General features: G+C 62.4%; 14 protein-coding genes. 9 read left to right on the plus strand and 5 right to left on the minus strand.

Annotated elements, in window-relative coordinates; all coding sequences use genetic code 11:
• Positions 1-1,446 (minus strand): sensor histidine kinase, encoded by a 1,446-nt coding sequence (locus ACEN8Q_RS10825; RefSeq protein WP_413705154.1) that lies wholly within the window; start codon positions 1,444-1,446, stop codon positions 1-3.
• Between the two features lie 283 nt (positions 1,447-1,729).
• On the opposite strand from ACEN8Q_RS10825, the gene ACEN8Q_RS10830 reads away from it, so the two are divergent.
• Together ACEN8Q_RS10830 and ACEN8Q_RS10835 are read left to right on the plus strand one after the other, a co-directional pair.
• Entirely contained in the window at positions 1,730-3,076 is a 1,347-nt protein-coding gene (locus ACEN8Q_RS10830; protein ID WP_413428141.1) for a hypothetical protein, read from the plus strand.
• A gap of 35 nt (positions 3,077-3,111) precedes the next feature.
• A complete protein-coding gene (locus tag ACEN8Q_RS10835; RefSeq protein WP_413705155.1) occupies positions 3,112-5,361 on the plus strand; it encodes an Ig-like domain-containing protein in 2,250 nt (749 codons plus the stop codon).
• Positions 5,362-6,018: 657 nt separating this feature from the next.
• Here the strand turns inward: ACEN8Q_RS10835 and ACEN8Q_RS10840 are convergent.
• Together ACEN8Q_RS10840 and ACEN8Q_RS10845 are read right to left on the minus strand one after the other, a co-directional pair.
• Positions 6,019-7,425 carry an FAD/NAD(P)-binding protein gene (locus ACEN8Q_RS10840; protein ID WP_413428143.1) on the minus strand — a complete coding sequence of 469 codons (1,407 nt, stop codon included), beginning with the start codon at positions 7,423-7,425 and terminating at the stop codon, positions 6,019-6,021.
• 14 nt (positions 7,426-7,439) lie between these two features.
• On the minus strand, positions 7,440-8,003 hold the full coding sequence (locus ACEN8Q_RS10845; RefSeq protein WP_057399748.1) for a helix-turn-helix domain-containing protein: 564 nt from the start codon (positions 8,001-8,003) through the stop codon (positions 7,440-7,442).
• 84 nt (positions 8,004-8,087) lie between these two features.
• Between ACEN8Q_RS10845 and ACEN8Q_RS10850 the strand changes: the two genes are divergently transcribed.
• A complete protein-coding gene (locus ACEN8Q_RS10850; protein WP_413428145.1) occupies positions 8,088-9,023 on the plus strand; it encodes a DMT family transporter in 936 nt (311 codons plus the stop codon).
• 725 nt (positions 9,024-9,748) lie between these two features.
• On the opposite strand, the gene ACEN8Q_RS10855 is transcribed toward ACEN8Q_RS10850, so the two are convergent.
• Positions 9,749-10,042: a DUF1330 domain-containing protein gene (locus ACEN8Q_RS10855; RefSeq protein WP_413428146.1), complete on the minus strand. Its 294-nt coding sequence runs from the start codon at positions 10,040-10,042 to the stop codon at positions 9,749-9,751.
• Positions 10,043-10,112: 70 nt separating this feature from the next.
• Between ACEN8Q_RS10855 and ribBA the strand changes: the two genes are divergently transcribed.
• From ribBA to ACEN8Q_RS10885, 6 genes are all read left to right on the plus strand, one after another.
• Complete coding sequence (ribBA, locus tag ACEN8Q_RS10860; RefSeq protein ID WP_413428147.1) at positions 10,113-11,222, plus strand: bifunctional 3,4-dihydroxy-2-butanone-4-phosphate synthase/GTP cyclohydrolase II; 1,110 nt, start codon at positions 10,113-10,115, stop codon at positions 11,220-11,222.
• Positions 11,223-11,515: 293 nt separating this feature from the next.
• Positions 11,516-12,541 (plus strand): ABC transporter substrate-binding protein, encoded by a 1,026-nt coding sequence (locus ACEN8Q_RS10865; RefSeq protein ID WP_413705156.1) that lies wholly within the window; start codon positions 11,516-11,518, stop codon positions 12,539-12,541.
• Positions 12,538-13,482 (plus strand): ABC transporter permease, encoded by a 945-nt coding sequence (locus ACEN8Q_RS10870; protein ID WP_413428148.1) that lies wholly within the window; start codon positions 12,538-12,540, stop codon positions 13,480-13,482. The genes ACEN8Q_RS10865 and ACEN8Q_RS10870 overlap by 4 nt, the downstream gene beginning before the upstream one ends.
• A 6-nt stretch (positions 13,483-13,488) precedes the next feature.
• Entirely contained in the window at positions 13,489-14,298 is an 810-nt protein-coding gene (locus ACEN8Q_RS10875) for an ABC transporter permease (RefSeq protein WP_007976227.1), read from the plus strand.
• Between the two features lie 16 nt (positions 14,299-14,314).
• Positions 14,315-15,469: an ABC transporter ATP-binding protein gene (locus ACEN8Q_RS10880; RefSeq protein WP_413705157.1), complete on the plus strand. Its 1,155-nt coding sequence runs from the start codon at positions 14,315-14,317 to the stop codon at positions 15,467-15,469.
• 481 nt (positions 15,470-15,950) lie between these two features.
• Positions 15,951-17,666: an amidase gene (locus tag ACEN8Q_RS10885; RefSeq protein ID WP_413428150.1), complete on the plus strand. Its 1,716-nt coding sequence runs from the start codon at positions 15,951-15,953 to the stop codon at positions 17,664-17,666.
• Positions 17,667-17,811: 145 nt separating this feature from the next.
• On the opposite strand, the gene ACEN8Q_RS10890 is transcribed toward ACEN8Q_RS10885, so the two are convergent.
• On the minus strand, positions 17,812-18,810 hold the full coding sequence (locus ACEN8Q_RS10890; protein WP_413705158.1) for a bile acid:sodium symporter family protein: 999 nt from the start codon (positions 18,808-18,810) through the stop codon (positions 17,812-17,814).
• Positions 18,811-18,853 lie beyond the last annotated feature (43 nt).

The following is an 18,853-nucleotide window of genomic DNA, read 5'->3' on the forward strand; positions in this document are numbered from 1 at the left end:
TCATGGGGCCAACTTGAACGACAGACGAACAGTGGTGCCCGCGCCTTCGCGACTGTCGAGGGTCACTACACCACCAAAACGCTCCATGATCCGCTTGACCAGCACCAGCCCGACGCCCAGCCCGCCCTGCTTGGTGGTGAAGAACGGCCGGAAGGCCATGGTGCGCTGTTCTTCGCTCATGCCTTTGCCGGTATCGCTCACCCTCACGCTGACGCGCTGCGCATCTGGCGGCTCGATCTGGATGGTCAGCGTACCGCCGTTGTCCATGGCTTCCACCGCGTTGGACAGCAGGCTGTTGAGGATCTGGGTCAGTTGCACCTGCTGGCTCAGGACCATGGGCGTCTGGTCCGGCTCGAACACCACGTTGACCCTGGCCTTGCTGATCTGGTGCTCGAAAGCCATCAGGCTGTCATGCAGTGCCGCCACCAGGTTCACGGGCTCAGCCTCGTCATTGAGCGGTCGCAGGGACTGGAGCAAATCCCGGACCCATGTCGACATGCGATCGACCTGGCTAATGATGTCGTTGATATTCCCGTGTGCCGGACCGTTGTCGAACTCTATCGCCAGCTCGGCGCTTGAACGGATGGTCGCCAACGGATTGCGCAGACTGTGGGCGACCGCCGAGGACATTTCCCCCAGGGCCACAAAGGTTTCGTTGGTGATCAATTGCTTCTGCTGCGTCGCCAGCAGGATCGCTGCCCGCCGCACGATCCAGTACAGGCCCAGGTAAATCAGACCGCCGCCCAGGGCGGTCGCCAGCCAGATCAGCACCAGGCCGCGCTCCATGCGGTTGATCAGGTCCTGCGGTTCCTTGTATACCTCGACCATCGCCGTGACGGTGCGGCCATCGACATCGAACAGGGGAATGTAGTTTTCGATGAAGAGGTATTTGGGTGGCACCCTGAACTTCTGCTCCATGCGGGTTTTGTCGACATCGTGGTAGCTGGTCGACACAGGTAGCTTCGAGCTGAACGCCCGCTCAAGGTCCTCATCGCCTTGGATCGTGGTGCCCGTCAAGGCCGGGTTGGTCGACCAGATCACCATGCGGTCGGGGGCATAGATGTTGACCAGGATCACGTCCGGCAAATTTTCGATATGGTCGAGGAAATCACCACGGGCACTGGCGCGGGCCAGCGGGTCGACGTCTGGAAAGTCCTTGTCTTTTCGTGGGTCGAGCAAGTCGCCCATGGTCCGGATGTTGGGAATCGGTGCATGGCGCACCTCGGCCCACGCAATCGCCTGAATGAATTGTGAGGTCAATAGCGCATCGCGCTGCACGCTTTCGGTAATCACGAACCGCGTGGATACCGCCCCCAGCGCCACCGCCACAGTCCCGATCACCGCCATGCTGACCAGCGAAAACCAGCGCAGCAGATCGAACGGCTGCTTGCGCGTGTTCAAGCGGACTTCGCTTTCGGTCGCAAGCACTTTGGCGATTGTGGTCATGGACACGGTTCCCGGTTTACCCCCCTATAGGTTTATAGCCCACCCATGGCGGTTTGCCCGAACCTGGGTACTGCGACTCCCCATCCGCCCCGCCGCCCAATCCACCCCCAATGTTGGGGAAAACCGCCCGATCTCGAACTTTCCAGTCTGTCACCCGCGACTGCGCCAACGCCTGTAGTTCGGGCCTATCACGGGCGTTTTCGCTGATTGGTATGGAAGTTGCCAAACTCCCAGCCAACTGACCCATCCCCAAGGGGCAGGTACTTCGATAGAGGGAATACTCATGCACCCTTTACTGTGCAAAACCGCGACCGCCCTGGTTTTTACCGCTCTAGCCCAAGGCATTGCCCAGGCAGCGCTGTTTGCCGTAGACCCCGGACCCTACCTGCCAGCCAATGGCAATTTCGCCGCCTGGTATCAGGATAGCCACGGCCGAACCCTTGACCTGTGCTTATCAAAGGCTGTCAGTTCCAGGGTTGCCAGCGCACCAGGCGCCCCGACTTACATGTGCTCGTTGATCCCTAATCCCGGCATTTTCGATGACACCAAACCTTTGGTCTTCCCGACCAATTTCCCCGACGAAGCGTTCTGGGCTACAGGCGAAACGACCATCGTCGATGCCGCCCGAGGCATCGACCTGACCTATGTGTCGGCGCTCGAAGCCGCCTTCAGTGGCGGTGATCCACTGGAGGGCGACCAGATCAGCTTCGCCCGTATCCGTATTCGCATCGACGTGCCTACCGCCGGCACTTATGTCATCACCCACCCCTACGGCGTCGAAGTGTTCAATGTCGACACCCCCGGCCGACGGGCGATCAATATGACCCGGGACATCGGCATCGGTGCGCCAAAAACCTACGATGGTGCGCTCAAAGGCGACGTCGGGCCGTTTCTGCGCAGCGTCAATGGCCCCTATACCGAGACCAATCCGACCACGGGCCAGGCCGAACAGTTCGTCGGCGATCCGAACCTCAATGAAGCGGTCACCGGCAGCCCGTTCAACACCAACTACGTGCGCATCGAAGGCCCCAATGGCCTGGACTTGCGCACCACCCTCTTTGCCGTTTCCGGCAAGTTGTCGTCGGTGGTCCGGCCAACCCCGGTGATCGCCGAGCGCAGCACCTACTCGCGGCATGCCGGTACCAGTGCACCGGTGGCCCAGCAGGACGTGTTCGTGCTGGCCCCGCCACCACCGGCCACTGTGACCCTGGCCAGCAACAACCCGGTCCTGAACTTCACCGAAGCGAACACCACCGGCCACTGGTATGCGCAGTCACCGAACGATCCGACGCTGCCGAGCACCTTGCAGGTAACCGCCGACAACCACCTGGCCATCGCCAGCAGCACGCCGACCACCCTGCCCATGCCGCTGACCGACCTGGTGACGATCTCACGTGCCGAATACAGCCTGAGCACCGGGCAAATCACCATCACGGCCTCGACCAGCGATGAAACGTCGCCACCGGTACTCACCGCTACCACTGGCACCGGTCTCGCCATCGGCGCCCTGAGTGGCGACGGTGCAGTGAAAAGCCTGGCCACCGGCATCTCGCCGATTCCGCCAGCCCAGGTTCGCGTGACGTCATCCAATGGCGGCAGCGATACCGAAGAAGTGGTCATCGTGCAATGAACGCTCACATGCCCAGATCCTCATCAGGAGGCATCATGAACAATTGGCCACGCCTGGCGCTCAACGCCCTGGGACTGACTCTATCGCTGTCCGGCAGTGCTTTCGCGCAACTTGCCGCCGTCGATCCCGGCCCTTACACCTTTGCCACCGGGAAATTCCCGATCTGGTATCAGGACCAGAACCAGCTGTCGATGGAGCTGTGCCAGTCCCGAGCCGTCAGCACACGGGTGCCAGCCAGTGTGCCACCGGCCTACATGTGCACCCTGTTGCCGACACCAGGCATTTTCGACGACACCCTGCCAATGGTGTTCCCGGATAACTGGCCAGACGAAGCCTTCTGGTTCCTCGCCGAGACCAGCATCCCCAACAACGCCGCCGGCTATGGCATGGACGCTTATGTCGCCGGGATCGAGGCTGCCTTTGCTGGCGGTAATCCGGTCGACGGCGACCAGATCAGCTTCGCGCGGATTCGTATGCGGGTGAACATTCCCACTGCCGGGACCTACACCATTACCCACCCCTACGGCGTGGAAACGGTCAACGTCACCACCCCAGGCCGTCGTGCGATCAACATCACCCGGGACGTCGGCGTCGGTGCACCGGGGGTTTTCAGCGGTGCAGTGAACGGAGCGATCGGGCCGTTCCTGCGCAGCGTCAACGGCCCCTATACCGCGGTGAACCCGGACACCGGCGCCATCGAGACCTTCGTCGGCGACCCGAACCTCACCGAAGCCGTGACCGGCAGCCCCAACAACACCAACTTCGTGCGCATCCAGGGTCCGGCCGGGACCATCCAGACCAACCTCTTCACCCTGTCCGGCAAGGTGCTCGACAACCGCGCGCAAACCGCGGTGGACATGACCCGAGCCACCTACCGCCGCACAGCAGGCACGGGCGGCAACACCACCCGGGTCGAAGTGTTTGCCAAAGCCGCCAACGGTTCGACCCTGTGCTTCCGTGAAAGCATCGCGCTGGTGCCCGGCCCGCCTGTATCGCCTTGCCAGACCAACATGCTGAGCGATAACAACGGCGTGTTCTTCGCCCAACATCTGCTGACCAACGCAACCGTGCCTCCGGTCGTGGTGGTCACTGCCACCAACCCGGCAGGGACCACCCGCCCGACCGCGGTGTCGAGCAAGCTCTCGGACGTGGTGAAAATCCAGACCGCCCTTTACAACTGGAGCAACCACAGCCTGCTGATCGAGGCCACCTCCACAGACGAAGTGGTGGTACCGGACATGGTCGCCCAGGGCTACGGAAGGCTATCGAAAACCGGCACCCTGCAACGCCTGACGGTGGCTGACCTGAGCCAACCCCCTGCAACCGTTACGGTGAAATCCGCTGCCGGCGGCAGTGACACCGAGCCGGTCGTAGTGGTCGGTACCGCACCGGACACCGGCGCGAACCAGGCACCGATCTCCGTCGCCGATACCGGCAGCACCAGCTTCGGCGTGCCGATCACCCTCAACCTGCTGGCCAACGACAGGGACCCGGACGGCAATACGCCGCTGAGCATTACCGCGCTGACCCCGCCGACCGCCGGCCAGGGCACCGTAGCATTGAGCGGCACTACGGCGGTGGTCTACACCCCTCCCGCTGTGGTCAACGCGCCGCTGACCACGACCTTCACCTACAAGGCCCAGGACGTCAAAGGCCTGGCCTCGACGACGGCGGCAACCGTGACCATCACCGTGGCGCCTAACCGGCCACCGGTGGCAGTCGCCGATGCCGTCACCACACTGGGTGTGGCGATTCCAATCAACGTGCTGGCCAACGACACCGATCCGGAAGGCAACCTGCCGCTAGCGGTCGCCAGCTTCACTCAACCACCGACAGGTCGCGGCATCGTCAGCAGTAACGGCACAGTGCTCACCTACACCCCACCGGCCACCTTCCCCACGGCCTTCACCACGACCTTCACCTACATCGCCCGGGACAGCTTCGGTGCCCAGTCGACGTCGCCGGCCACGGTCACGGTGCAGGTCTCGCCACGGCCTGTTGCGGAAACCTTCGCAGTGACTACCGCAACGGTGAGCGCCCGCTCCAACAACCGCTTCACCTGGAACTTTGCCGGTACCTCATCGGTGACCACCGGCAACACCATCACCATCAAGGTCACCACTCCGACCGGACTGGTCACCCTGGGCACCACCGCCGTACCGGCGAACGGTCGCTGGAAGCTGACGGTGAACAACACCACCACGGTCGTTCCGTCAGCGAACCCGACCGCCACGGTCAGCTCGTCCCAAGGCTCCGTGCAGACGGTGCCGGTGATCGCCAACTGAGCCTGCGCCCCATCAGCCACGCTGGCTGATGGGGCTGGCTTCAACCCTATGGAAAACCGCGACCTCGGGTGGGGGGCAGCTTACGCTTTGAAGGTGTACATATCCGGATCTTTGGTAATGGCGGCTTATGGTTCCGCCCTTACGGCGGGTTACTTGGAAGAGCGGAGCGCCGCCCGGCCCCAAGTAACCAAGGGCTCTTGCCCCTGACGTTCGGCCTCTCGAGGGGGCAAGAAGATCAAAAGCCAAAGCAAAAGCGAGGCGGCCTGCTGGCCGGCCTGTTCGCAATTGAACGCGTTCCCCTGTAGGAGCGTGCTTGCTCGCGAAAAACGCCGAGACACCGCGGGGATTCAGGCAGACCGCGTCATCGTTGACGTGCATCGCGAGCAAGCTTGCTCCTACAATGGGTCGGCGTAGACCCACGCTTTTCACCATTCATTGCATGCAGGTCGCGCGCAGCCGACCGGAGGGCAATGCCCCCGGATGAATGCCGGAGCGAAGGAACCCCGAGCCCCGGCGAGGGGCCAGACGTTCGGGGCGAGCGTTTTTTTTTGCTTACTTTTTTTGAGGCGTTTGTCAAAAAAAGTGAGTCGCCGTAAGGGCGAAACCATCAGCCGCCGTTACCCAAGCAACGGATATGCACTCAGCCCCACAACCTGATTAGCGCACCAACCGCTCGGCCAACGCCTTGGCCTGGCTCGCCACATCGGTGACGGCAGTACTTTCCCACCACATGCCACGCAACGGCGGCCCCATGGCAAACAGACGGCGGGCCGGCTGCCCCTCGGCGTTCAGGACCGCGCCATCAACCTCTGCCGCGATGCCCAGGGCCAACGGCCCCGGCTGCACCAGGCCTCGGGCAAGCAGTTGCCGGGGCAACGGTCGCGCGACCCGGCGCCAGTCGTATTCGATACCGCTGGAGTTGATCAGGGCGGCACCGCTGACCACACAGGTCTGCGCCTCGCCGCGCCGCCGAAGGCGGATACTCACCCCGCCATTCATCGCAGGCTCAAGGCCCTTGTACGAGGCTGCGTGAATACGTAGCCGCCCTTCTTTATACAAGCGTTCCACCAATTCGGCGCTCAGAGGTGGCGAGCGGTGGTGATGACTTTCCCACCACGGCCGCACATGCCGCACGAACTGCCGACGCTGCTCATCCGTCGCCTGATGCCACAAGCGGCCAATGTGTGCTCGCACCGTGTCCAGTGGCGCCTGCCAATCGATGCCCTGGGCGATGGCGTCCCGGCAGTGTCGACGCAGCTCGCGCATCAACTGGCGGGGTGTGCGGATGCTCGGGTCCTCAGCGAGAAAATCCACCCAGGCCGGTGGCTGGCGCCGCACATGGGGCAACAGTCCATGGCGGGAAAACACTTCGATCGGCCCACGGTGTCCGGCCTGTTCAAGGGACACCACGGCGTCGACCATGGTCAGGCCCGAGCCGATGATCATGACCGTCGATTGCGGATCGAGTTGCTGCATGGCCGCCACATCCCACGGATCGAGGGCCGCCGCGTTCAAACCACTGGACCGGGTTTGTGGCGTGCGCGCGGCGGGAAACATCCCGGTGGCCAGTACCGCAAAAGCGCCCTGCACGCATCGGCCATCGCTCAGGGTCAATCGTACGGCGTCGGCATCGGTTTGCAGATCGACCACCTCGGCCTGCACATGCCCGACCGTCGAACCGTTCAAGGCACCCACCGCCTGCGCTTCCGCCAGGCGCTGCCGGGCATACAGGCCGAAAACGCCCCGCGGTGGAAACAGCTCGCTGACCGGTACGTGCTGCTGATCCGATTCCGGCCAGCCGCCCGCCTCGATGTACTCGGTCAACCATTGGGTCAGGTCGTCGGCGTTGTCCGGGTCGACACTCATCCGCGCCGCATTGCCGTTGAGCGTATGGCCCGGCTCCACCGCGCTGTAGGCTTCGCCCCGCCCCAGCTCGGCCCGGGGCTCGATCACCAGCACCCGGCGCTGGCCCGGCAAACGCATCAACTGCGCCGCCAGCATCGCGCCACTGAGGCCGCCGCCGACAATCAGGATGTCCGCGTCATTGGTCAAGGTCTGGTCCATCGTGCACTCCCTGTTCAGATCACTACATTTCGCACAAACCGCGCCGCCACTGCGCCGTCGTTGCGATAACAGTGCGGCTGGTTGCTGGCGAACATGAAGAATTCACCTGCCGCAATATGCTGTGGCTGGTCGCCGAGCATAACGGTCAGGCAACCTTCAAAGACATAAATCTGCTCGCTCCAGCCATCGGCGTCCGGCTCCGACGGATACACCTCGCCCGGTTGCAGGCACCACTCCCACTGCTCGACTTCGCGGCTGGCCTGGGCCTTGGAAAGCAGCACCGCCTTGCTGCCGGGAATCGTGCCGGTCCAGGCCAGTTCATTGATACGGCTCGGATCGCGGGCGTCGGGGGCCTGGATCAAATCACTGAAGGCAACGTCGAGGGCTTCGGCCACCCGGTCGAGGGTGGTCAGGCTGACGTTCTTTTCCCCCGCCTCGATCGCCACCAGCATTCGACGGCTGACACCGGACTTTTCCGCCAGCGCGGTCTGGCTCAGGTCGGCGGCATGACGCAAGCGACGGACGTTTTGACTGACGTGCTGGAGGACCGATGCCCGTTGGGTAGAATCTTTGTGCACTATATTGCTCACTGAGTGGGGTTGGGCAGTATACTGCGCAACATTCGGCGCATTGTGCGTCTCCCTCCAGTAGCGTGCAAGGTCATGACGTCGGTGAATTCCCCAAAGGCTTCCTCCCGTTTTACAAGGTTCAGCAAGGCCGAATGCGTGCTGGTGCTGATCACGATGGTCTGGGGCGGTACCTTCCTGCTGGTGCAGCATGCGATGACCGTCAGCGGCCCGATGTTTTTCGTCGGCCTGCGCTTTGCCGCCGCCGCGAGCATTGTCGCGCTGTTTTCCTGGCGCCACCTGCGCGACCTGACCCTGTTCGAACTCAAGGCCGGGTCATTCATCGGCGTGGCGATCATGCTCGGCTACGGCTTGCAGACGGTCGGGTTGCAGAGCATTCCCAGCAGCCAATCGGCGTTCATTACCGCGCTGTATGTCCCGTTTGTGCCGTTGCTGCAATGGCTGGTGCTGGGACGGCGTCCGGGGTTGATGCCCAGCATCGGCATCATGCTGGCCTTTACCGGGCTGATGCTGTTGTCCGGGCCGGCCGGTGCGTCGTTCAACTTCAGCCCCGGTGAAATCGCCACCTTGATCAGCGCCGTGGCCATCGCGGCCGAGATCATCCTGATCAGCACCTATGCCGGCCAGGTCGATGTGCGCCGGGTGACAGCGGTACAACTGGCGGTCACTTCGGTACTGTCGTTCCTGATGGTGGTGCCGACCAACGAAGCGATTCCGGACTTCTCCTGGTTGCTGCTGTGCAGCGCACTGGGCCTTGGGGCCGCGAGTGCGGCGATTCAGGTGGCGATGAACTGGGCACAGAAAAGCGTGTCACCGACCCGCGCCACCCTGATCTATGCCGGTGAGCCGGTATGGGCCGGGATAGTCGGGCGCATCGCCGGGGAACGCCTGCCGGCGATTGCCCTGGTCGGCGCCGGATTGATTGTGGCGGCGGTGATTGTCAGCGAGTTGAAGACCAAGGGTAAGACGGCTGCGGTCGAGGAAGAGCTGGAACAGGAAACACAGGGTTAAGCTGTAGCCTCTGTTTTGTCTGTTGAATGACTTTCGCGAGCAGGCGGTGTGGGTTTTTGAAGGTGTACATATCCGTTTCTGCGGTAACGGCGGCTTATGGTTCCGCCCTTACGGCGGGTTACTTGGAAGAGCGGAGCACCGCCCGGCCCCAAGTAACCAAGGGCTCTTGCCCCTGACGTTCGGTGCCTCAAGGGGGCAAGAAGATCAAAAGCAAAAGCAAGGCGGCCTACTGGCCGGCCTGATCGCAATTGAACGCGTTCTCCTGTAGGAGCGAGCTAGCTCGCGAAAAACGCCAGGACAACGCGGGCATTCAGACAGCCCGCGTCATCGTTGACGACCATCGCGAGCAAGCTCGCTCCTACAGAAGAGAGAAGAGCAGAGCAAAAGTAGGTCGGCATACCCCCACGCTTTTCACCATTCAACAGGCCGAGCGTTAGCTCGCCTGCAGCTCTTGATCTTGATCCACCCGCCCCCTCGGCAGGCTGAGTGGAGGTGTTCATCCGGGGAATGGCGCGCAGCGCCGTTCGACGCAGTCGAACTCATTGCATGCAGGTCGCGCGCAGCCGACCGGAGGGCAATGCCCCCGGATGAATGCCGGAGCGAAGGAACCCCGAGCCCAGGCGAGGGGCCGGACGTAAGGGGCGAGACCTTTTGGTTCCTTTTGGGGCGTTTGCCAAAAGGGACTCGCCGTAAGGGCGAAACCGCCAGCCGCCGTTACCAAAAAATCAGATATGTACCCCCTCGACAATAATCACCTCAGCCAAAGCCACGCCTTCGCGATACCCCCTAGCCTCCTGATACAACGCCGAGTGATAGCAAGCCACCGCCTGCTCATAGGAATCAAACTCGATCACCACACTGCGTTGCGGCGTCGATCGGCCTTCCATCGCCTCGCTACGCCCACCCCGCGCCAGAATCCGACCGCCATACAAGGCAAACGCCTTCGGCGCGCGCTGCGTGTATTGGCTGTATTGATCGGGATCAGTGACATCCACATGAGCAATCCAGTACGCCTTCATAGTGACCTCTCGGTTTATTTTGTATTATGGTATACCACATTATCCATCCAACAAAAACCGAGACTCCAGCATGGCCTTCAACAGCATCGAAGAAATCATCGAAGATTACCGCCTCGGCAAAATGGTCCTGCTGGTCGACGACGAAGACCGGGAAAACGAAGGCGACCTGTTGCTGGCCGCCGATTGCTGCACACCCGAGGCGATAAGCTTCATGGCCCGTGAAGCCCGCGGCCTGATCTGCCTGACCTTGACCGACGAACACTGCAAACGCCTGGGCCTGGAGCAGATGGTGCCGAGCAATGGCAGTGTGTTCAGCACCGCATTCACCGTGTCCATCGAGGCCGCCGTCGGTGTGACCACCGGCATCTCCGCTGCAGATCGTGCCTGCACCATCGCCGCCGCCGTCGCCGCCAACGCCGGCCCCGCCGACATCGTGCAACCCGGTCATATCTTCCCGTTGCGCGCCCGCGAAGGCGGCGTGCTGACCCGCGCCGGTCATACCGAGGCCGGTTGCGACCTGGCCCGCCTGGCCGGCTTCACGCCCGCTTCGGTGATCGTCGAAGTGATGAACGACGACGGCACCATGGCCCGCCGCCCCGACCTGGAAGTGTTTGCACGCAAGCACGGGATCAGGATCGGCACCATCGCCGACCTGATCCACTACCGCCTCAGCACCGAACACACCATCGTGCGCATCGGTGAACGTGATCTGCCAACCGTACACGGCACCTTTCGTCTGATCACCTTTGAGGATCGCATCGAAGGCGGTGTCCACATGGCCATGGTCATGGGCGATCTGCGCCGCGATGAGCCGACGCTGGTGCGCGTGCATGTGATTGACCCGTTGCGCGACCTGGTCGGTGCCGAGTACAGCGGGCCGAGCAACTGGACCTTGTGGGCGGCCTTGCAGCGTGTCGCCACCGAAGGCCACGGCGTGGTGGTGGTGCTGGCCAATCACGAATCCTCGCAAGCGTTGCTCGAACGTGTGCCGCAATTGACCCAGTCATCCCGGCAATTCAGCCGTTCGCAGTCGCGGATCTACTCGGAGGTGGGCACCGGTGCGCAGATCCTGCAAAACCTTGGCGTGGGCAAGCTGCGCCACCTTGGGCCGCCGCTGAAATATGCGGGCTTGACCGGCTACGACCTGGAGGTGGTGGAGAGTATTCCATTCGCGGGTTGACGCATCCCCTGTGGGAGCGGGCTTGCTCGCGAAGAGGCCGGTACATCCAACATCTTCGTTGACTGTTACACCGCCTTCGCGAGCAAGCCCGCTCCCACAGGAAGAATGTGTCGACGCTGAAAATTGCGTTTTTGGCTGATAGCCGGTACGGCAAAGTGCTTGCACAAAGTTTGGAATACCATAATATGATATTCCATAGACCGGACAGTCGAAGCTGACTTGACGGACCTGTTGCTCCCGATAGGCGGGCACTCAAAAGCCCCGCTCATAAACACAACAATGAGGGCGTGAAAATGGTGTTGAACAAACGTGCGACCGCGGTTCTTTTTGCGGGACTGCTGAGTGTGACCAGCCAGGCATTGCTGGCGGCTGAAAGCGTCAACTTCGTGAGTTGGGGCGGCAGCACCCAGGATGCGCAAAAGCAGGCCTGGGCCGATCCGTTCAGCAAAGCCACCGGCATCACCGTTGTGCAGGATGGCCCGACCGACTACGGCAAGCTCAAGGCCATGGTCGAAAGCGGCAACGTGCAGTGGGACGTGGTTGACGTCGAAGCCGACTTCGCCCTGCGCGCCGCCTCCGAAGGCTTGCTCGAACCCCTCGATTTCAAAGTCATCGAACGTGACAAGATCGACCCGCGTTTTGTCTCCGATCACGGCGTCGGCTCGTTCTTCTTCTCCTTCGTCCTCGGCTACAACGAAGGCAAGCTCGGCGCCAGCAAACCTCAGAACTGGTCCGCCCTGTTCGACACCAAGACCTACCCCGGCAAACGCGCCCTGTACAAATGGCCAAGCCCTGGCGTGCTCGAACTGGCGCTGCTGGCCGATGGCGTGCCGGCCGACAAGCTCTACCCGCTGGACCTGGACCGCGCGTTCAAAAAACTCGACTCCATCAAGAAAGACATCGTCTGGTGGGGTGGCGGCGCGCAGTCGCAGCAACTGCTGGCCTCCGGTGAAGCAAGCATGGGCCAGTTCTGGAACGGCCGGATTCATGCGCTGCAGGAAGACGGCGCCCCGGTCGGCGTAAGCTGGCAGCAGAACCTGGTCATGGCCGACATCCTGGTCATTCCCAAGGGTTCGAAAAACAAGGACGCGGCGATGAAGTTCCTGGCCAACGCCAGCAGTGCCAAGGGTCAGGCGGACTTCTCCAACCTGACCGCCTACGCCCCGGTCAACGTCGACAGCGTGGCGCGCCTGGATTCGGTGCTGGCCCCTAACCTGCCGACCGCTTACGCAAAGGATCAGATCACTCTTGATTTCGCGTACTGGGCCAAGAACGGTCCGGCCATCGCGACACGGTGGAACGAATGGCTGGTCAAATGAAAATGACGGCAACCGCGTCTCATCCATCCACCGCCACCGGGAGCGCCACTGGCGCTGCCGGTTCGGCACCAGGCCAGCCCCTAGCCAGGCAACCCTCGCCGTCGCTGAAACAGCGTTGGCGTGGCGCCAGCAACCTGGTCCCGGCGCTGCTGTTTCTTGGCCTGTTCTTTCTCGCGCCGCTGATTGGCCTGCTGTTGCGCGGCGTGCTGGAACCGGTGCCGGGCCTGGGCAACTACGAGCAACTGTTCGCCAACTCGGCCTACGCACGGGTACTGCTGAACACCTTCTCGGTGGCCGGCCTGGTGACGTTGTTCAGCCTGTTGCTGGGCTTCCCGCTGGCCTGGGCGATCACCCTGGTGCCGCGCGGCTGGGGTCGCTGGATCCTGAACATCGTGCTGCTATCGATGTGGACCAGCCTGCTTGCCCGCACCTACTCCTGGCTGGTGTTGCTGCAAGCCTCCGGGGTGATCAACAAGGCGCTGATGGCGCTGGGCATCATCGATCAACCGCTGGAGATGGTGCACAACCTCACCGGCGTGGTGATAGGCATGAGCTACATCATGATCCCGTTCATCGTGCTGCCGTTGCAGGCGACCATGCAGGCCATCGACCCGATGATCCTGCAGGCAGGTTCCATCTGCGGCGCCAGCCCCTGGACCAACTTCTTCCGGGTGTTCCTGCCGCTGTGCCGGCCGGGGCTGTTCTCCGGCGGCCTGATGGTGTTCGTGATGTCCCTCGGTTACTACGTGACCCCGGCCTTGCTGGGCGGCGCGCAGAACATGATGCTCCCCGAGTTCATCATTCAGCAGGTGCAGTCGTTCCTCAACTGGGGCCTGGCCAGCGCCGGCGCCGCGTTGCTGATCGTGATCACGCTGGTGCTGTTCTACTTCTACCTGAAGCTTCAGCCGGAATCCCCGGTTGGCGCCAGCAACGCGAGGTAAGCCGTCATGCTCCTGACTCCCAATGCCATGAGCCGGCGCATGCGCTTCGGCCTGTATGCCACCACCGGGCTGATCGGGCTGTTCCTGCTGCTGCCGATCGTGTTCATCGTGCTGCTGTCGTTCGGTTCCTCACAATGGCTGGTGTTCCCGCCACCAGGCTGGACGCTGAAATGGTACGGCCAGTTCTTCTCCAATGCCGACTGGATGAACGCGGCGATGGCCAGCCTCAAGGTCGCGGTGCTGACGACGTTCTTCGCCGTCGCATTGGGCCTGCCGACTGCGTTCGCCCTGGTTCGCGGCCGTTTCCCCGGCCGGGAAATGCTCTACGGCCTGTTCACCCTGCCGATGATCGTGCCCCTGGTGATCATTGCCGTGGCGGTGTACGCGCTGTTCCTGAAACTCGGCTACACCGGGACCATGTTCGCCTTCGTGGTCAGCCACGTCATCGTCGCGCTGCCGTTCACCATCATCTCGATCATCAACTCGCTGAAGCTGTTCGATCAGTCGATCGAGGATGCGGCGGTGATCTGCGGCGCCTCGCGCCTGCAAGCGGTGTTCAAGGTGACCTTCCCGGCGATCCGTCCGGGCATGGTGGCCGGCGCCCTCTTCGCCTTCCTCGTCTCGTGGGATGAAGTGGTGCTGAGCGTGATGATGGCCAGCCCGACCCTGCAAACCCTTCCCGTGAAAATGTGGACCACCCTGCGCCAGGACCTGACGCCCGTGATCGCCGTCGCCTCGACGCTGCTGATCGGCCTCTCGGTATTGGTCATGGTGATCGCCGCCGCTCTGCGCCGGCGCAACGAAATCAGCGCCTGAGCGCCAGGAGTACGACATGAGTGCAGTGATCAAAGATTCCGCGCAGCAAAATGACAAGCCCCTGGTCAGCCTGCGTAACCTGAACAAGCACTACGGCGACTTTGCCGCCGTGGACAACATCTCGCTGGACATCAAGGACGGTGAATTCCTCACCTTCCTCGGTTCCAGCGGCTCGGGCAAAAGCACCACGCTGTCGATGCTTGCCGGCTTCGAAACCCCGAGCAGCGGCGAGATCCTGGTCAGCGGCCAGTCGCTGGTCAACGTGCCGCCGCACAAGCGCGACATCGGCATGGTGTTCCAGCGCTATTCGCTGTTCCCGCATCTGTCGGTGCGCGACAACATCGCCTTCCCGCTGGCAATCCGCAAACTCGCCGCCGCCGAACGTGACAAGCGCGTCGACGCGATGCTCAAACTGGTGCAGCTGGAGCAATTCGCCCATCGCCGCCCTTCGCAACTGTCCGGTGGCCAGCAGCAACGGGTCGCCATTGCCCGGGCACTGGTCTATGAGCCACGCATCCTGCTGATGGACGAACCGCTGGGAGCACTCGACAAAAAACTGCGCGAAGACTTGCAGGATGAACTGCGTCAGCTGCATCGGCGCCTGGGCATCACCATCGTCTACGTGACCCACGATCAGGAAGAAGCCATGCGCCTGTCCCAGCGCATCGCGATTTTCAGCCACGGCAAGATCGTCGGCCTGGGCAGCGGCTACGACCTTTACCAGAACCCGCCGAACGCCTTTGTCGCATCGTTCCTCGGCAATTCGAACTTCCTCAAGCTCAAGGCCCAGGGAAATGCGGTGGCAACGTTCGAAGGTCAGGCGCTGTCGATCCGGCTCACCGCCGGCCTGCAAACCAATCAGGACGTGCTGCTGATGGTGCGTCCGGAAAAAGCCCTGGCCCTGAGCAATGACCAGGCGATTGCCGAACCGCTGGCCGCCGGCTGGAACGAAGTCTCGGCCAAGGTCGTGGAAGTGCTGTTTCTCGGCGAAAGCCAGACCTGCAGCGTGGTCACCGCTGGCGGCACCTCGATGACGGTCAAGGCACTGTCCGCTGCCGGCATGCCGCTCAAGTCCGGTGACCCGGTGCGGGTGCGCTGGGCCACGGCGGACGCCTGCGTGTACACCGAATGGGCCGAAAGCGACCTGAACAAGGCCGCCGGCGCTCACTGATCCATTGGCCTGCGCGTGCGGGCCACTATAATGAGTCACCCTCGGGCCACCACAACGTCGGGTTGTGGTGGCCTTTTTTCTGGTTCTTTCACGGCTTTGGAGTTCACATCATTTTCGACTCGGACGCGGTCCCCTGTAGGAGCTGGCTTGTCGGGTCGCCGCATCGCAGCGATGGTCGTTAACGATAACGCTGTAAACCGGATAAACGCGGCGCACTGGAGTCCATCGCCGGCAAGCCGGCTCCTACAGGTATTGCGTTATCGGTGTTTCCCGAGAATGAGTGAAGAACCTTTTTTCTGTCGCCTGTAAGATAAATTGGACAACGGATTCCTAAAATCCCGGTTTAATGCTAAATAGTGCTCAGTATTTTTAACACCCGACCCTGTCGTGCCACACAGTGCAACGAGAATAACGATATGAATGTCCATTTCGAGAAAAGTGAAGTGTTTGGGACCCTCCACCTGCAAATGGCGGTGGCAGCATGATCGAAGTCACCGAAGTTTCCATTGCCGAGCTGCGCGCCGCGCTCGAATCCGGCCAGACTACCTCGGTTGAGCTGGTCCAGGCTTATCTTGCGCGAATCGACGCCTATGACGGCCCCGAAACCGCCACGGCGCTGAACGCAGTTGTAGTGCGCAACCCCGAGGCCCTCGCCGAAGCACAGGCCGCCGACGCCCGTCGCGCCAAGGGCCAGGTGCTGGGGCCGCTGGACGGCATCCCTTACACCGCCAAGGACAGTTATCTGGTCAAGGGCCTCACCGCCGCTTCCGGCAGCCCGGCCTTCAAGGACCTGGTCGCCTATCGCGATGCGTTCACCATCGAACGCCTGCGCGCCGCCGGGGCGATCTGCCTGGGCAAGACCAACATGCCGCCGATGGCCAACGGCGGGATGCAGCGCGGTGTCTACGGCCGTGCCGAAAGCCCGTACAACGCCGACTACCTCACCGCCCCTTTCGCTTCCGGCTCGTCGAACGGTGCCGGTACGGCGACCGCGGCCAGTTTCTCGGCCTTCGGCCTGGCGGAAGAAACCTGGTCGAGCGGCCGTGGCCCGGCCTCGAACAATGGTTTGTGCGCCTACACCCCCTCACGCGGGGTGATCTCGGTACGCGGCAACTGGCCGTTGACCCCGACCATGGACGTGGTCGTGCCGTTTGCCCGGACCATGGCCGACCTGCTCGAAGTGCTCGACGTGGTAGTGGCCGATGACCCGGACACCCGCGGTGACCTGTGGCGCTTGCAGCCTTGGGTGCCCATTCCGAAATCGTCTGAGGTACGCCCTGAATCCTATGCCGCGCTGGCGGCGAACAGCGAAGCGCTCAAAGGCAAGAAGTTCGGCATTCCGCGCATGTACATCAACGCCGACCCTGAAGCGGGCACTTCCGAAGCGCCGGGCATCGGCGGGCCAACCGGCCAGCGCATCAACACCCGTCCTTCGGTGATCGGGCTCTGGGAACAGGCGCGCAAGGCCCTCGAAGCCGCGGGTGCCGAAGTGCTCGAAGTGGACTTCCCGCTGGTTTCCAATTGCGAAGGCGATCGCCCTGGCGCACCGACCGTGTTCAATCGCGGCATCGTCTCCAAGGAATTTTTACACCATGAACTGTGGGACCTGACTGCCTGGGCCTTCGATGATTTCCTGCAAGCGAACGGCGATCCCAAACTGAATCGCCTCGTCGATGTCGACGGCCCGCAGATCTTCCCTCACGACCCGGGCACCCTGCCCAACCGCGAGGGCGACCTCGCCGCCGGCATGGACGAATACGTGCGCATGGCCGAACGCGGCATCACCCCGTGGGACCAGATCAGCACGGTGCCGGACGGCCTGCGCGGACTGGAAAAGACCCGCAAGATCGATCTGGAAGACTGGATGGATCGCCTGGGCCTCGACGCGGTGCTGTTCCCGACGGTCGCCGATGTGGGCCCGGCGAATGCCGATGTCGATCCGCAATCGGCAGATATCGCCTGGAGCAACGGCGTCTGGGTCGCCAACGGCAACCTCGCCATCCGTCACCTCGGCGTGCCAACGGTCACCGTGCCGATGGGCGTGATGCCGGACATCGGCATGCCGGTCGGCCTGACGTTTGCCGGTCGCGCCTATGACGACTCCAGGCTGCTGCACCTGGCGTCGGCGTTCGAGTCGACCGGCAGCAAACGCATGATCCCGCCGCGTACCCCGCCATTGGCGGCTGACCAACAGTAAAAAGGTTCTTTCACTGGTTTGGACGCTCCCTTGTAGGAGCTGGCTTGCCAGCGATGGTCGTTAACGATAACGCGTTCGAGCTGGATAAACGCGGCGTACTTGAGTCCATCGCCGGCAAGCCGGCTCCTACAGCTTCCCGGGATTATCAGGGATCAACCTGAGCCATCAGTTCCGGAATCGATTCCGGCCGATTGGCAAAACGCTGCGCCAGCACCGCACAGACCATCAGTTGAATCTGGTGGAACAGCATCAGCGGCAGGATCAGCACGCCAATGGTGCTACCGGCAAACAACACCTGCGCCATCGGCACACCGGTTGCCAGGCTTTTCTTCGAGCCGCAGAAGAGAATGGTGATGCGGTCTTCCTGATTGAAACCGAATGCCTTGCCCAGTACGGTCGAGGCCACCAGCACCAGCCCCAGGACCACGCAGCACGCCACCACCAGCCCGAGCAGATCCAGCAATGGAATCTGATGCCAGAGGCCCTCGATCACCGCCTCGCTGAACGCGCCGTAGACCACCAACAGAATCGAGCCCTGATCGACGAACTTCAGCCAGCTCTTGTTGCGCGCCACCCAGTTGCCAATCCAGCGCCGCGCGATTTGCCCGGCAATGAACGGCAGCAGCAACTGCACGCTGATCTTGAGGATGGCGTCGAGGGTCGAGGAGCCTTCGCCATGCACATTCAGCAGCAAGGTCACCAGCAACGGCGTGAGAAAAATCCCGAACAGGCTGGACGCCGCCGCGCTGCAAATCGCCGCCGGGATGTTGCCCCGCGCCAGTGAAGTAAAGGCAATCGCCGACTGCACCGTGGCGGGCAGCGCACACAGGTAAAGCATACCCATGTACAGGTCATTGCCAATCAGCGGCGACAGCAGCGGCTTGAGCGCCAGACCGAGCAACGGAAACACCACGAAAGTCAGGCTGAACACCAGCACATGCAGGCGCCAGTGCCCGGCACCGGCAATGATCGACTCGCGGGACAGCTTGGCGCCATGCAGGAAAAACAACAGCGCGATGGCGATGTTGGTCAACCAGCCAAAACCGACCGCAACCTGGCCGCTGGCGGGCAGCAGGCTGGCGAGCGTCACCACGCCGATCAGGGTCAGGGTGAAGTTGTCGGGTAACAAGCGGGGGCGAGTCATGGGTTTGATCATCCGGGGGTTGCCAGTACGTGAAAGCGACTCT

The organism is Pseudomonas sp. Pseusp16 (genome assembly GCF_047324915.1).
Taxonomy (GTDB): domain Bacteria; phylum Pseudomonadota; class Gammaproteobacteria; order Pseudomonadales; family Pseudomonadaceae; genus Aquipseudomonas; species Aquipseudomonas fluorescens_CD.

What these genes read in the sequence shown, in the direction of transcription:
- ACEN8Q_RS10835 (WP_413705155.1), top strand. Translation starts at nt 3,112, where the DNA reads ATGAACAATTGGCCACGCCTGGCGCTCAACGCCCTGGGACTGACTCTA.
- ACEN8Q_RS10880 (WP_413705157.1), top strand. Translation starts at nt 14,315, where the DNA reads ATGAGTGCAGTGATCAAAGATTCCGCGCAGCAAAATGACAAGCCCCTG.
- ribBA (WP_413428147.1), top strand. Translation starts at nt 10,113, where the DNA reads ATGGCCTTCAACAGCATCGAAGAAATCATCGAAGATTACCGCCTCGGC.
- ACEN8Q_RS10855 (WP_413428146.1), bottom strand. Translation starts at nt 10,042, where the DNA reads ATGAAGGCGTACTGGATTGCTCATGTGGATGTCACTGATCCCGATCAA.
- ACEN8Q_RS10830 (WP_413428141.1), top strand. Translation starts at nt 1,730, where the DNA reads ATGCACCCTTTACTGTGCAAAACCGCGACCGCCCTGGTTTTTACCGCT.
- ACEN8Q_RS10850 (WP_413428145.1), top strand. Translation starts at nt 8,088, where the DNA reads ATGACGTCGGTGAATTCCCCAAAGGCTTCCTCCCGTTTTACAAGGTTC.
- ACEN8Q_RS10825 (WP_413705154.1), bottom strand. Translation starts at nt 1,446, where the DNA reads ATGACCACAATCGCCAAAGTGCTTGCGACCGAAAGCGAAGTCCGCTTG.
- ACEN8Q_RS10865 (WP_413705156.1), top strand. Translation starts at nt 11,516, where the DNA reads ATGGTGTTGAACAAACGTGCGACCGCGGTTCTTTTTGCGGGACTGCTG.
- ACEN8Q_RS10890 (WP_413705158.1), bottom strand. Translation starts at nt 18,810, where the DNA reads ATGACTCGCCCCCGCTTGTTACCCGACAACTTCACCCTGACCCTGATC.
- ACEN8Q_RS10870 (WP_413428148.1), top strand. Translation starts at nt 12,538, where the DNA reads ATGAAAATGACGGCAACCGCGTCTCATCCATCCACCGCCACCGGGAGC.
- ACEN8Q_RS10875 (WP_007976227.1), top strand. Translation starts at nt 13,489, where the DNA reads ATGCTCCTGACTCCCAATGCCATGAGCCGGCGCATGCGCTTCGGCCTG.
- ACEN8Q_RS10885 (WP_413428150.1), top strand. Translation starts at nt 15,951, where the DNA reads ATGATCGAAGTCACCGAAGTTTCCATTGCCGAGCTGCGCGCCGCGCTC.
- ACEN8Q_RS10840 (WP_413428143.1), bottom strand. Translation starts at nt 7,425, where the DNA reads ATGGACCAGACCTTGACCAATGACGCGGACATCCTGATTGTCGGCGGC.